The 13,953-nt window shown below is 46.7% G+C and carries 12 protein-coding genes; 8 read left to right on the top strand and 4 right to left on the bottom strand.

Features of this window, described 5'->3' with window-relative positions; translation table 11 throughout:
• Positions 1-70: 70 nt before the first annotated feature.
• Entirely contained in the window at positions 71-499 is a 429-nt protein-coding gene (locus P8H32_RS05640; protein WP_301088676.1) for a pilin, read from the bottom strand.
• Positions 500-964: 465 nt separating this feature from the next.
• Between P8H32_RS05640 and pilB the strand changes: the two genes are divergently transcribed.
• The 5 genes from pilB to P8H32_RS05615 are packed head-to-tail and all read left to right on the top strand — an operon-like array spanning position 965 to position 5,657.
• Positions 965-2,686: a type IV-A pilus assembly ATPase PilB gene (gene pilB / locus P8H32_RS05635; RefSeq protein WP_297292058.1), complete on the top strand. Its 1,722-nt coding sequence runs from the start codon at positions 965-967 to the stop codon at positions 2,684-2,686.
• A 3-nt stretch (positions 2,687-2,689) separates the two neighbouring features.
• Entirely contained in the window at positions 2,690-3,907 is a 1,218-nt protein-coding gene (locus P8H32_RS05630) for a type II secretion system F family protein (RefSeq protein ID WP_297292057.1), read from the top strand.
• A 12-nt stretch (positions 3,908-3,919) separates the two neighbouring features.
• Complete coding sequence (locus P8H32_RS05625; RefSeq protein ID WP_301088674.1) at positions 3,920-4,798, top strand: A24 family peptidase; 879 nt, start codon at positions 3,920-3,922, stop codon at positions 4,796-4,798.
• Between the two features lie 57 nt (positions 4,799-4,855).
• A complete protein-coding gene (coaE, locus tag P8H32_RS05620) occupies positions 4,856-5,467 on the top strand; it encodes a dephospho-CoA kinase (protein WP_301088673.1) in 612 nt (203 codons plus the stop codon).
• Entirely contained in the window at positions 5,457-5,657 is a 201-nt protein-coding gene (locus P8H32_RS05615) for a DNA gyrase inhibitor YacG (RefSeq protein ID WP_297292054.1), read from the top strand. The genes coaE and P8H32_RS05615 overlap by 11 nt, the downstream gene beginning before the upstream one ends.
• 7 nt (positions 5,658-5,664) lie before the next feature.
• On the opposite strand, the gene P8H32_RS05610 is transcribed toward P8H32_RS05615, so the two are convergent.
• Entirely contained in the window at positions 5,665-6,813 is a 1,149-nt protein-coding gene (locus P8H32_RS05610) for a sensor domain-containing diguanylate cyclase (RefSeq protein ID WP_301088671.1), read from the bottom strand.
• Positions 6,814-6,874: 61 nt separating this feature from the next.
• Positions 6,875-8,392, bottom strand: a complete 1,518-nt coding sequence (locus tag P8H32_RS05605) for a MinD/ParA family protein (protein ID WP_301088670.1) — start codon at positions 8,390-8,392, stop codon at positions 6,875-6,877.
• 271 nt (positions 8,393-8,663) lie between these two features.
• On the opposite strand from P8H32_RS05605, the gene P8H32_RS05600 reads away from it, so the two are divergent.
• The 3 genes from P8H32_RS05600 (at position 8,664) to P8H32_RS05590 (ending at position 13,689) form a co-directional block, all read left to right on the top strand.
• Positions 8,664-10,742, top strand: coding sequence for an HDOD domain-containing protein (locus tag P8H32_RS05600; protein ID WP_301088668.1), 2,079 nt, complete (start codon positions 8,664-8,666; stop codon positions 10,740-10,742).
• A gap of 20 nt (positions 10,743-10,762) precedes the next feature.
• Positions 10,763-12,919 (top strand): EAL domain-containing protein, encoded by a 2,157-nt coding sequence (locus P8H32_RS05595; RefSeq protein WP_297291389.1) that lies wholly within the window; start codon positions 10,763-10,765, stop codon positions 12,917-12,919.
• 98 nt (positions 12,920-13,017) lie between these two features.
• Positions 13,018-13,689: a DUF3313 family protein gene (locus P8H32_RS05590; protein WP_297291390.1), complete on the top strand. Its 672-nt coding sequence runs from the start codon at positions 13,018-13,020 to the stop codon at positions 13,687-13,689.
• A 7-nt stretch (positions 13,690-13,696) separates the two neighbouring features.
• Here the strand turns inward: P8H32_RS05590 and P8H32_RS05585 are convergent, their stop codons facing one another.
• Positions 13,697-13,861, bottom strand: a complete 165-nt coding sequence (locus tag P8H32_RS05585; RefSeq protein WP_301088666.1) for a hypothetical protein — start codon at positions 13,859-13,861, stop codon at positions 13,697-13,699.
• Between the last annotated feature and the right edge of the window lie 92 nt (positions 13,862-13,953).

The following is a 13,953-nucleotide window of genomic DNA, read 5'->3' as shown; positions in this document are numbered from 1 at the left end:
CTATTTTCAAAATTGTTCAAATCTTTCTTGAACAACTCATAAACTTTTCTCTCTGAACACCTACTATCTATTAGCGACAGTTAGCCGGCAAGTACTTGGCCGCAACATCACCATCAGTACAAGTCCACTGTATGCCATTAGCACTACCAGTACCTGTGAAGACAACAGTTTTAGTGTCAGGGTCACCCAAATTGGTCAGAGTGTAAGTTAAAGTTGCCTCATTAGTAGTACTACCATATGCAATACCAGACAGGTAAGTACTTTGATCAGCATTAGTGTTTACACCAGCCTCACCAGCATCGGCCGCCATCTCACCAATTGTTACATAGAATTCAGATACAGAAGTTTTAGCCGATGCAGCAACACCAATAACCTCAGCCATCTTCGCTCTGATAGTATAATCCTGATAAGCCGGCAATGCAGTCGCTGCCAAAATACCAATAATCGCTATAACGATCATCAGTTCGATTAGGGTAAATCCTTGTTGTGCTGTTTTCATAATATCTCTCCAAGAGTTGATCAAATAATTACTGGTATCAATTGATTCATTTGATTGACCAGTAAGATAAATATCTGGTCATGTACCAAGAGCAATACAAACTGTGTGCCAACTTGTATTTATCAGCGGGAACAGTTTTAAAAATTAGTTGAAAATGAAGGGATTACAAGGCAACACTGGAAATTTTATTCATTTATAGTAGCCTTAGTATCAAGCTGTGACGCACATCAAACATTACCAGGCAGGACAAAAAGTGACAATTTTGTCAGTTAATGAATAACTTAAGCCTTAACCAACCCTATAGAGCTGTTCATAGATCACACATACTGTGATGTCGTTGGTGTATATTGCGCTTAATTGATGTAACAGACTACTGTTAGCTCACTTAATGACTATACTTTTAACCTGATGAGTTCAGGTATTTACCTGGCATTCTAATTACTTCAACTGGCCACCAAACACACTATGAATTCAGCCCCTCCTATTGCCCTTAGTGGTCTCGCCAGGCGATTAGTTAAAGACCAGCTGATTGCAGAAGAAATTGCCCGGAACGCTTTTCAGGAAGCTAGAAATAACAAACAGTCTTTTGTTAGCTACTTGGTTGAAAACAACTTAAGTGATAGCAATGCCATTGCCGAAGCCGCCTCCGACGAATTTGGCGCACCACTATTTGATCTCGCCTCCTTTAATATGGAGATGGCCCCAAAAGAATTAGTTGATATCAAACTAATTCAGCAACATCACACATTACCGCTATATCGCCGTGGCAATAAACTTTTTATTGCTGTTTCAGATCCCACCAATCTCAGGGCGCTTGATGAGATTAAATTTCATACGGGCATCAATACTGACGCCGTACTGGTTGATGAGAAGCTACTCAACGAGGCCATAAGTCAATATATCGAAGCCAATGATGAACCATTGAGTGGCTTTGATGATTTAGAAGACGGGCTGGATGACCTTGATATCGAAGCCGTTGACGAAGACCGCGATAGCGGTGATACCGATCAGGGCGGCGACATTGATGAAACACCGATTGTACGGTTTGTTAATAAAGTCCTGGTTGATGCCATTAAATCAGGGGCATCCGATATACATTTTGAGCCTTATGAGAAAAGCTACCGTGTAAGATTTCGTACTGATGGTATTTTAACTGAAGTAACCCGCCCACCAATGACTCTGGCCGGCAGGTTAGCTGCACGGTTAAAAGTAATGTCACAAATGGATATCTCGGAACGACGTTTACCCCAGGATGGCCGTATCAAGATGAAGCTATCCAAAAAGCGGGCTATCGATTTTCGTGTGAACACCCTGCCCACCTTATTTGGTGAAAAAATTGTACTGCGTATTCTCGACCCCAGCAGTGCGCAAATGGGTATTGATGCCCTCGGCTATGAACCCATCCAGAAAGAAATGTATATGCATGCCCTGAAACAACCCCAGGGCATGATACTGGTAACAGGGCCAACCGGTAGTGGTAAAACCGTTTCCCTATATACCGGCCTGAATATCCTGAATGAGCCTGAAGTAAATATTTCAACCGCCGAAGACCCGGTTGAAATCAATCTGGAAGGTATTAACCAGTGCCATGTAAACCCTAAAGTCGGCCTGACTTTTGCGGAAGCGCTTCGCTCTTTCCTTCGCCAGGATCCGGATGTGATTATGGTGGGTGAGATTCGTGACCTTGAAACCGCTGAAATATCGATTAAAGCGGCCCAAACTGGCCACATGGTGATGTCGACACTACACACTAACAGTGCCGCTGAAACCATTACCCGACTTATGAATATGGGGGTGCCCGCCTTTAACGTAGCGACCTCTGTTAGTTTAATCATTGCCCAGCGGCTTGCGCGCCGCCTGTGTAATGACTGTAAAGAACCTATCGATATACCGAAAGAAACTTTATTAGCCGAAGGCTTTACCGAACAAGACCTGGAGGAAGCCACCATAATGCAACCGGTTGGTTGCGACAAATGCAGCAACGGCAGTAAAGGGCGAGTGGGAATTTATGAAGTGGTTCGCATCACCGATGAAATCTCTCGTATTATTATGGAAGGTGGTAACTCTATAGAAATTGGCGATAAAGCCCGCGAAGAAGGCTTTAATGACCTGCGTAGATCAGCATTAATGAAAGCAGCCCAAGGATTAATCAGCCTCGAAGAGGTTAACCGGGTAACGAAGGATTAAGTTATGGCAACAGCATCAGCAAAAACCAGCATCTATATCTGGCAAGGTGTCGATAAACAAGGACGAACTACCAAAGGCGAAAGTAGTGCTCTCAACCAGGCTGTGGTCAAAGTCCAGCTGCGCAAGCAGGGGATTACACCAAAGACTATCAAAAAGAAGCCAAAGCCGCTTTTCTCTACCAAGAAGCCAATCAAACCAGCGGACATCTCTATCTTTACCCGCCAACTGGCCACTATGATGAAGGCCGGTGTACCTCTGGTACAGAGCTTTGATATTGTCGCCGAAGGCCTGGATAACCCAAGCATGGCCGAATTGGTTACCACCATTAAAAATGATGTTGCCTCAGGTTCTGGTTTTGCGGCATCCATCAGCAAGCACCCTAATCAATTTGATGAACTTTACTGTAACCTGATTGCCTCGGGCGAGCAGTCCGGTACGCTGGAAATCATGCTGGACCGAGTAGCTACCTATAAAGAAAAATCAGAAGCCTTAAAAGCCAAAATTAAAAAGGCCATGACTTACCCCATCGCTGTTTTAGCGGTTGCCACCATCGTAACCGGTATTTTGTTGGTTAAAGTTATTCCTCAATTTGCAGTATCGTTTGAAGGTTTTGGTTCTGAATTGCCAGCGTTTACTCAAATGGTCGTTGCCTTGTCTGAATGGGTACAGGAGTGGTGGCTTATTATCGTCGTAGCGGCAATTGCCGCTATTTTTCTTTTTAAAGAGGCGGTCAAACGCTCCCCTGCTGTGGCACTGGCTACTGACAAGGCCCTATTAAAGGCGCCTGTAGTGGGTGATATTGTTTTCCATTCCATTATCGCTCGTTTTTCCCGCACCCTGGCCACCACTTTTTCAGCGGGTGTCCCGCTAGTTGATGCACTGGAGGCAGTTGCTGGTACCGCTGGCAATATTATTTACCGGGATGCGATCAAAAAAATACGCGAAGATGTAATGACGGGGCAGCAACTCTACTCCTCAATCAAGGCTACCGATTTATTCCCCAATATGCTGCTACAGATGGTATCCATTGGTGAACAATCCGGCGCACTGGATGATATGTTAGAAAAAGTCGCTATCCATTACGAAGAAGCCGTGGATAACTCAGTCGACAATCTAACCGCCCTGCTTGAACCCGTCATTATGAGCTTTCTTGGTATAGTGGTAGGCGGCCTGATGATTGCCATGTATCTACCGATCTTTATGATGGGTGCAGCAGTTTAAGACAACTCACTTATGACCATAATCGAACTCTTACAGGCCTGGCCTGCAGTAACCATTGCCTTGAGTATTATTGTCGGCCTGTTAGTCGGCAGTTTTCTTAATGTGGTGATCTATCGCCTGCCACTAATGATGGAACAGGCATGGAAGAGCGAGTGCCGCTTGATTCTGGATATTGATGACAACAAACCGGATACTCAAAAAACCTTTTCTTTATCCTATCCCAACTCTCATTGCCCTAGTTGTAATGCCCCAATAAAGCCCTGGCAAAATATACCCGTTATTAGTTATTTATTACTAAAAGGCCAATGCGCCAACTGTAAAACCGCCATATCCATCCGCTACCCCATTATTGAAATCGCCACCGGTATTTTGTCAGGGGTGCTAGCCTGGCAGCTAGGCGCATCACCGCAACTATTAATGGCCCTGTTTTTTACCTGGTGCCTAATCTGCCTGACAATGATTGATGCCAACACCCAGTTACTTCCCGACCAAATAACCCTACCCCTGCTTTGGGCTGGCCTGCTTGTTAATAGCTTTGGCCTATTTGTTCCACTATACGATGCGGTATGGGGTGCTATTGGCGGCTACCTCAGCCTCTGGTCGGTTTACTGGTCATTTAAGATAATCACCGGTAAAGAAGGTATGGGCTATGGTGACTTTAAGTTGCTGGCAGCCCTGGGCGCCTGGATGGGCTGGCAATATCTGCTGGTCATTATTTTACTGTCGTCCCTGATGGGCGCAGTTATCGGCAGTATTATTTTGCTGCTCAATAAAAAAGGGCGAAATACTGCACTTCCCTTTGGCCCTTACCTGGCAGTTGCCGGCTGGATCGCCTTTCTTTGGGGCGATCAAATCATTGCCGCTTACCTCAGTTTTTCCGGTATTAAATAAACACTAAACCTCCAGGCCAATTCACGATAAAATAAGCTTTTCGCTATTGGAAAGTTTATGTTTATTGTTGGCCTTACCGGTGGTATTGGTAGCGGTAAAACCGCAGTATCAGACCACCTGCAATCACTGGGCATTGATATTGTCGATGCTGATATTGCCTCTCGTACCGTTGTTGAGCCGGGGCAGCCGGCGCTGGTAAAAATCGCTGAGCACTTTGGGGATGACATATTACTTGCCGATCAATCTCTGGACCGAGCGGCACTTCGGCAAAAGATCTTCTCTAACCCCGATGATAAGCAATGGCTGGAATCCCTGCTCCATCCGCTAATCGCCGAAGAAATTTCCTATCAGCTCGCCAAAACTCAAAGCCCCTATGCGATTTTTGTTTCCCCGCTATTACTTGAAATTGGGCAAAGCGCTATCTGCGATAGAATACTGGTTGTGGATGCTCCTGAAGAAGTACAAATAGCGCGTACGACACAACGGGATAATAACGACCCGGAACAGGTCAAACGAATTATTGCCAGCCAGATGTCACGCCAGCAACGGCTGGAAAAAGCCGATGATATTATTGAAAATAATCAAGGCCTGAACCATTTACAACAACAGGCCAATACTCTGCACCAACATTACTTAACATTGGCTGAGACAAAAAAACATGACCAGTAAAACACTCAAATCTATCCCTTGCCCACATTGTAAAACGCCTGTTGTATGGAACAGCAATAATGAAAACCGCCCTTTCTGTTCTGAGAGCTGCCGCAATAAGGATTTTATTGGCTGGGCGAATGAGGAAAAAGTGATGAAAGGTAATTCTCTTTATGATGATGTGCTATCTAACGAGCTTTTAAAGGACTAAACCTCTTTCACTCAGGTTCAGCCAAATCAACATAGCGAATGCAGTTACGCCCTGCAGCCTTGGATAAATAAACGCCCTGGTCTGAGCAGGCGATTAATTCTTTTGCAATATCTTCCTCTGAGCCGTCTTCATAATCATCCATAGGTAACCAGCAGCAAACGCCCATCGATAAAGTCACACTGACTTCCCTGCAACTCTCTTCGTCGGCTTCATCATTTTCAATCATCAATTCGCTAATCTGCTGGCGAATTCTTTCGGCAATTTCCATCCCCCGTTGCTGACCACAACTGGGCAAAATCAGGGCAAACTCTTCACCACCATAGCGACAGACATGGTCGGTTTTGCGCAACATTTCATTGATATACTGCGCTACTTCTTTCAGTACCTTGTCACCCATAGGGTGGCCATAGGTATCATTGATTTGCTTGAAATAATCCAGGTCAACAAACAGCAAGCTTAAGGGGTCACCATTACGACCCGCCCTGGATACCTCTTTGTCCAGCGCCTGGTGAAATGCCCGACGGTTTTTTACCTTGGTCAACGTATCGTACATGCTGAGGCGATGCAGTCGTTCGAGGTTAACAGCGTTCTCAAAACAGACTGAAACAATAGAGGCAAGATGATCAATAAAGTCAGTGGACTTATCCAGGGTAAAGCGTTGGTGGCCGCGAGAACCAAAATGCAAGCTTCCTACTAGCACACCATGACGCACCAACGGAATGAGTGCCGCAGAGCGCAGATGCTCATCCTCAAATACCGGTAGCGGCTTGCCATCACCAGTAGTCACCAGACGCACAGCAGGCTGCTTACCATACAGCTGTTCTAAACGACTGGCAGTGGAGTAAAGGTGTAATTCAGGTAGCGACTGGTAGTTATCCGGTAATAATTCCATCAGGGTATCTTGCGGGTCATAGAGCCAGAGTTCGACATTATCAAGCTGGAAGTGATCAACCGCATTGCGCAGTAGCAAATCCAGTAATTCATCAAAACCGCTATGGTCCAGCAACTTCAATTCAAACTGTTGGTAGCGCCTGAAGATCTGCTCATTTTGAACCGCTTTTTGAAACAGCTCGTTGACTGTGCTGCTGAGGTTTTCCAAACGTCGATGAGTCAGTTGACCTGACTTGCGTTCCAACCTCCCGAAATTACGGCGCACGTACTATCCCTCAATGATTCAATAAACGCTGACTACACCGACACCACTACACCGACACCAACTACAGTTTAAATGACTCAAGCAGGTCTGCAATGGGTTCACCGCTATTATTTTGTAGTACCGACAACAGGCTATCCTGGGAACCAAACCGCTGGCTATCATAGCGATGATTTCGGACAAGCCCTGAAGCAGGGGCATTGTTGCCATCCATCTGTAATAGGTCACTGACCACAGGGAGCACGCTCTTAACTTCACTAATAATTTCAAAGGTAGGCTTGGCGGATTCTACCAGGGCTGAGCTATCGGGCTTATCATCAAACTCAGGCAAATCCTTAACCGACAAATCATCCATTGGCGGGGTATTACTCAAACCAGCCCAGGGCTTAACCCGCTCGGCAACATCCCGGACCAACTGATCATCGCGGTCTGGTGATGACACCAATAATTCAACAATATTGCGTAGATCAATCGGGGACTTATCGTGCCTTTTGATAAAGGCCTCCAGGCCTTCCTGCAACAAGCTGGCAACCGATACCTCATCGGCATGCCCCTGCTCGATCAGTAGCAATAGCCGTGACCGTAATTCGGATAAATAATCGCTGTCCCGGGTTTTGTTATCCCTGACCTTTTGCCCAGCCTCTTCCCCAGCCTCTGCCCCAGCTTCTGCCCCAGCTTCTGCCGACACAGGATCAGCCAGGCTGGAGCCGGTGGCTTTTGCTTTTCCCTTCTCGTCATCATTGCGCTGCACTCGATACTGGCGATGCCAGAAAGCACTAAATGAGCCATTGGCCGGCACGGTTTTTGTCACTGCAATCAAACTGTCTGACAGTTTCATAAAGCTGCGACTGGAGGGATCATCATCCGGAAACATCGCTACCGGGTTCTGCAACACTACAGCCGCCCGCATACTCTCGTCACGCAGTACCAGACCCAGATAGTGGCAGTTGACACCAATATACTTCTCAACCGCCGCCCCAAACCGATGAAATACCTCCTTGGCCTGGCTGGCGCTGCTGCACATATTTACCACCACCTGGTAATGGGCCGATGGCCGACGGCGCTTAAGCAGTTTAATCAGGGAAAAAGCGTCAGTTAAGGAAGTTGGCTCAGGGGTGATAACGATCAGGGTATGGTGCGCGGCACTGACAAAATCCAGTGTGGTATCCGCTATACCTGCCGCCGTATCAATCAATAAATAATCAAACTCGCCTTCAATGCGGGCCAGCTCACGGGTCAGGCGTAACTGCTGACGGGGGTGCAGGCTAACACACTCACTAATACCGTTAGCACCGGGAATAATTTTAAGTCCATGGGGGCCGTCGAGCATGATTTCATCAATATCTCTGGCCCCGTATAAAACATGCTCAATACTATATTCAGGGGCGATGCCCAGTAGAATATTGGCATTGGCCAAACCGGTATCGGCATCCAGCAGACAGACCTTGGCCCCGGTCTTCGCCAGGGAAATGCCCAGATTGACAGCAATACTGGACTTGCCCACCCCGCCTTTGCCACTGCTTATTGCAATAACCCGGGGTAGATCTGCTTTACTATCCTTGGTGGACTGTGCTTTTTGCACTAACTCCCAACTCCCAATCTCTCAGCTAAACGTCGCATACTACCAAATAATCACTTCAACAGCGGGGCTTTTTACCATCTTCTTTTCAGTTATTTAATCGTATAATAGGTACTGAGCAATTTTTAATCAAACGGTGGCTAGTATGCTAGCCCTTGGCTATAATCATGGCATTAGAATTGTTATTCCGGGTTTCATATAAACAACCCAAATACACCCTTATTGTTAGTGCTTCACCAACAATAACAAAGCGATTTAAGCCGAAGGCATTTAAGTGGTAACAAAAACAGCAATAGACCAACTTCCAAGCTTGCCTCAAGTCTTGGTACAAATTCTCGATGCGGTACAAAAAGACAACGCTGACTACCAACGCATTGCCGATATTATTCGCCACGATGCGGGTATCGCAACCAACCTGGTTGCCGTTGCCAACTCCAGCTATTACGGAGCCAAAAATTGCGAAAGCATTGAACGCGCTCTACTCTTTCTCGGCACCGATGTGGTTAAAACCATTGTTATCACCGCATGCATCAAACAATTTTTTGGTCACTTCAACCAGCAGCACCAGCAATTCCTCAAACGCTTCTGGCGCCGCTCCCTAATCACCGCCAACTTTGCCCAGGTATTAGCCACGCTAACTAGCTATGCAGCCCCTGATGAAGCCTACCTTTGTGGTTTGCTAGCCGATGTCGGGCAACTGGTGACACTGACCAGTAACGAGCAGCAATATCTCGCCATGCTCGCCACCGTAAACAATGACCAGCAACTGCTAGCGGCTGAGCAGCAGCAATTTGATGCCACTCACTGCGAGATTGGTGCGGACCTGATTGATAACTGGGGTATATCCGGATTTATGGCTGACGCGGTGCGCTATCACCACGAAGCTGACCAGCTAATTCTGGATGCCCATCATCTGGTTAAGATCGTTAACCTGGCCAGCCAACTCAGCACAGCAGACGAGATTGACGATCAGGCCCTGGCCACAGCCGATAATCTGTTTGGACTGAACGAGTCACTCACACGGGAATTATTTAACCGCGTTAACAGCGATGTTGATGCCATTGCCAATAGCCTTGGCATTGATATTGCCGATACTGAGGTCACTGGGCAGCGCTACCAGCAGGCGCACCAACAACTGGGCGAACGTCTGGGAGAGCTCGGTGAGCTTGCCCAGCTTAACGCCGCGCTATGGCAAGCACGCAGCCAGGATGGCTTACAAGAAGCCGCCCAGCGATCCTTATTCCTGACCCTGGGGATTTCTGGCAGCGTATTATTCCTGCTAGATGACGAAAGCCAAAAGCTCTGCTCCCAGACCTCTGGCCAGCAACCACAGGCCCCCAACCAGGCATTAAATTTTGAAATCCCGCTGGAAGCCGGTCGCAGCCTAATAAGCGATGCCTTTTTGAATAACAGCCAACAATCATCAACACAGACAAGTACCCTGACTGTTATCGACCGCCAAATGCTGCGCTATTGCCAATCCGATATTCTGGTGTGCTGGCCTCTGACTCAAAGCACCCCCGAAGATAACAAGGCCGTTGGTGTACTGGTATTTGCCTGTACCCAACAAAAGCTCAGCGAACTCGAACAGCGCTCAAACCTGGCCCGGCAAATTTGCCAGGAAATTGCCGGGGCTATTGCCGACAATCAACACCGCTTTGAACTCATTGAGCAAGAAGGCCCCACCAGCTCGCAATACCAGCAGCATATCCGCGAAGCAGTGCATGAAGCCAGTAATCCGCTGAGTATCATTCGCAACTATTTAGAGATGCTGAAAATCAAGCTGGGAGATGAGCATGATGCCAATGAAGGGCTGGAACTGATTAAGGAAGAAATGGACCGCGTAGGTAATATTTTACTGCGACTCAAAGACCCAGGGGAAATCGCCGAGAGCGATACCAGCGTCAATATCAATCAGATCATTGAAACCACCGCCCATATTTTTGAAGACTCTATTTGCGTCACTAAAAATATTAGCCTTGAAAAACACCTTGATAGCTCCCTGGGTGACACTACTGGCAACCCGGAACACTTAAAACAAATACTGACCAACCTGCTAAAAAATGCCGTAGAAGCATTGCAGCCCGGCGGAAAAATTACTCTTAGCAGCGAAGCTTCTGTCAGTTTTAGTGGCCGCGACTTTGCCGCCATCAATATTGAAGACAATGGCCCGGGTATTGCGCCTGAAGTGAAGAAAAATTTATTTAGCCCTGTAGATTCCACCAAAGGCCAGGGGCATTCCGGTCTGGGATTAAGTATTGTGAAAAAATTAATCGACGACATGGACGGTTCTATTGTTTGCCGCAGCAACCCTGACAGCGGTACACAGTTTCAAATTTTACTGCCCAACTAAGTCGGGCCGAAGACATAATTATGAGTACTGCCGAAGTCAATAATAACAATAGCGGCGAAGCCCGCATCCTGTTAGCCGATGACGACCCTCGTATGCTTGACAGTTTAAGCAGCCTGTTAAGACTCTATGATTATCAAGTAGAAACTGCACTGGGCGGCCAAAATGCCATTAACCGCCTCTCCAGCGAACAGTTCGACCTGATTTTGCTCGACCTGAAAATGCCCGATGTCACCGGACATGATGTGATGAACTTTATGTCACAAAATAATATCAACACCATGACCATCGTAGTAAGTGGTGAAACATCCATGGACGATGTCAGTAAAGCCCTGCGCCATGGTGCCTATGATTACCTCAAAAAACCCTATGTACCTGAAGAGCTAACCGCTACAGTTAATAATGCGATACGCAAAAAGTTATTAGAAAAATCCAATCACCTGATGCAGTCGCGCCTTAACCAGTCAGAGCGACTACATCGCTTTATCGTTAACAACTCTCCGGATATTATTTTCATTCTGGATAACAAAGGGCACTTCAGCTTTCTTAACTACAAAATTGAAGCCTTGCTAGGCTACCCCAAGGGCAGTTTAACGGGCCAACATATCACCTCAATTATCGAGGAGGACGAACTCGAAAAAATTAATTATTTTTTTGAAAACTCCGTCAACACCTCCGGTATTCAAACGATTGAAACGGTACTAAAGGCAAATACTAACAGCCGTTCCATCCGGCATTTTGAGCTATCCCTCTACCCTATCGAAGAAGATGATAACGGCAAACTCAATACCAACCAGCGCTACCGTATTTACGGCACCGCAAGGGATATCACTGATAGAATGGAGGCCGAAGCTTTTATTAACTTCCAGGCCTATCATGACTTATTAACTCGGCTGCCCAACCGCGCCTTATTTAAAGACCGTCTTAGCGTAGCCATTACTCAGGCACAGCGGAATAACACCGAATTGGCGGTGATGTTTATTGATCTCGATCGCTTTAAAATTATTAATGACTCGCTGGGTCACACCATGGGCGACCGCTTATTACAATCGGTCGCACAAAGATTGCAAGCCTGTATCCGCAAAGGAGACACTCTGTCCCGCTTTGGTGGTGATGAATTTACCCTGTTATTACCAGAGGTTAAAAACGCGGATGCCGCTGTGCATATCGCTGAAAAAATTCTTGTTGATATTAAAAAGCCCTTTCAGCTGGGGGCACGGGAAGTTTTTATTGGCGCAAGTGTCGGTATAGCGATATACCCGGAATCCGGTGATGATATGGATGCACTGATTAAAAACGCTGATATCGCCATGTACCGAGTGAAAAAGACAGGCAAGGATGGCTACCAGTTATTTAATAAAGAAATGCACAACGCCTCCACTGAGCGCCTAATGCTAGAGCAGGATATGCGTCGGGCTATTGATGAGGATGAATTTGAAATTTGCTATCAACCACAAGTGGATACCGCCACGCAAAAAATTTATGGCGTGGAAGCACTCATCCGCTGGAACCACCCAAGCCTTGGCCGCCTGTCACCGATTGAGTTTATTCATATTGCGGAAGATTGCCGCCTGATTATAGAAATTGATAAACACACCCTGCGCAAAGCCTGCCGCGAAATCAGCCATTATCATAAAAACGGCATGCCGGAGCTAAGGCTGGCAGTCAACCTGTCACCGGTGATGATTGAAAAAGATACCTTTGTTGATGACATACTAACAACACTGAAAGAAGAGCAATATCCACCGTCTTTATTAGAGCTGGAAATCACTGAAAATATTTTGATGAACGACTCCAAAGACGTCAAAGAAAAACTGATACGCCTTGCCAACGAAGGCATTAACTTAGCCATAGATGACTTTGGCACAGGCTATTCATCCTTGAGTTATCTGCAAAACTTCCCGGTAAACACCCTGAAAATTGATCGCAGTTTTATCAGCGAAATCAAAAACTCAGAGGATGATGCCTGTATCGTGAATGCGATTGTGTCTATGGCCAAGGGCTTAAAAATGTCCATCATTGCCGAGGGTGTGGAGAATCAAGACCAGCACAGCTATTTAAAATCCCTGGGGTGCGATATCGTACAGGGTTATTTATTTGGCCATGCCACCAGCCTGGATCAACTAGCCCAACAATTCAGCAGCGATTTGGCCCTGTTAAAAGACGCCTCTATTTCCTAGGCTCTTTTTCGTTAGCCCTTTGTTACACAAGAAGTTGGGAACCTTAGCACTAACTACCCGTCTCAATAAGTTGACTCATGTGCACAAGGAGATACCCCATGAAAACACTCTTTCACACCACAATTGCTATCACCTTGGTCACTCTAATAGCAGCCTGCAGCCAAATCGCCGAACGAGGCCCCGTCAATAAGCAGGGTCTAACAACTCTAAACCACAGCACCTTTGACCAACTCGCCATCCGCAGCGGTACCGACTTTAGCCAATATCGCCAGCTTAAGATTGAACCGGTAACGGTTAGCTATGATGATAGCCGCCGCTACGATTCCCTGAACCGCAAAAAATCCGTATTTGAATTTGATGAGCGGGAGCTGGCCTTATTTAATCAACAATTCAGCAAAGGCTTAAGCGCAGCCTGGGGCGAGAGGTTTGGCTGGAAGCTAAGCGAAGAAGCCGGGGCAGATGTGATTATCCTAAAAGCTACCGTCACGGATCTGTATCTTTACGCCGCCATTAAAAACGATGAAATCCTACCCCATAAAGCCGCGACTCATGAAAGCAGCCGTATGGTCATCAAGCTGGACTTAATCGATGGTGAAAGCGGTGAGTTATTACTTCAAAGCAGCGGTAAAAAAACAACGGGGTTAACAGGCTCCGGGGTTAACACTATGACCCGCGTCAGCAGTGTAAGATATTGGAGCGATGCCTTTCAGGCGTTCCGCCAATGGGGTCATCTGCTAGCAACGCAGATTGAGGATATGACCAGCTCGTAACCTCCCACTAAACGTCATAACCGTCATTCCCGTCATTCCCGCGCAGGCGGGAATCCAGCGCTGTTATTTCCGCTTTAGCGGAAATAACAGCATTAAGCATACAGTCTGGATCCCCGCCTGCGCGGGAATGACGAGTGGCGGGGTATAGCAGGAAAGTCTTATCGCACTTCATAAACCCCCTCCTATACAACAGCAATACATCAAGCAATCAGGCCGTTTCTCCTCTAAACTATTGATTTAGCGTCCACTATCAAGAGCAACTAA

Origin of the sequence: Oceanicoccus sp. (assembly GCF_029238675.1) — a bacterium.
Lineage (GTDB): Bacteria > Pseudomonadota > Gammaproteobacteria > Pseudomonadales > Dasaniaceae > Oceanicoccus.
Note: the sequence above shows the minus strand (reverse complement) of the source record. Positions and strands in the feature narration are given on the sequence as shown.

Excerpts from the sequence above, each read along its gene's own strand:
- P8H32_RS05640 (WP_301088676.1), bottom strand. The coding sequence starts at position 499 with ATGAAAACAGCACAACAAGGATTTACCCTAATCGAACTGATGATCGTT.
- pilB (WP_297292058.1), top strand. The coding sequence starts at position 965 with ATGAATTCAGCCCCTCCTATTGCCCTTAGTGGTCTCGCCAGGCGATTA.
- P8H32_RS05630 (WP_297292057.1), top strand. The coding sequence starts at position 2,690 with ATGGCAACAGCATCAGCAAAAACCAGCATCTATATCTGGCAAGGTGTC.
- P8H32_RS05625 (WP_301088674.1), top strand. The coding sequence starts at position 3,920 with ATGACCATAATCGAACTCTTACAGGCCTGGCCTGCAGTAACCATTGCC.
- coaE (WP_301088673.1), top strand. The coding sequence starts at position 4,856 with ATGTTTATTGTTGGCCTTACCGGTGGTATTGGTAGCGGTAAAACCGCA.
- P8H32_RS05615 (WP_297292054.1), top strand. The coding sequence starts at position 5,457 with ATGACCAGTAAAACACTCAAATCTATCCCTTGCCCACATTGTAAAACG.
- P8H32_RS05595 (WP_297291389.1), top strand. The coding sequence starts at position 10,763 with ATGAGTACTGCCGAAGTCAATAATAACAATAGCGGCGAAGCCCGCATC.
- P8H32_RS05590 (WP_297291390.1), top strand. The coding sequence starts at position 13,018 with ATGAAAACACTCTTTCACACCACAATTGCTATCACCTTGGTCACTCTA.
- P8H32_RS05585 (WP_301088666.1), bottom strand. The coding sequence starts at position 13,861 with ATGAAGTGCGATAAGACTTTCCTGCTATACCCCGCCACTCGTCATTCC.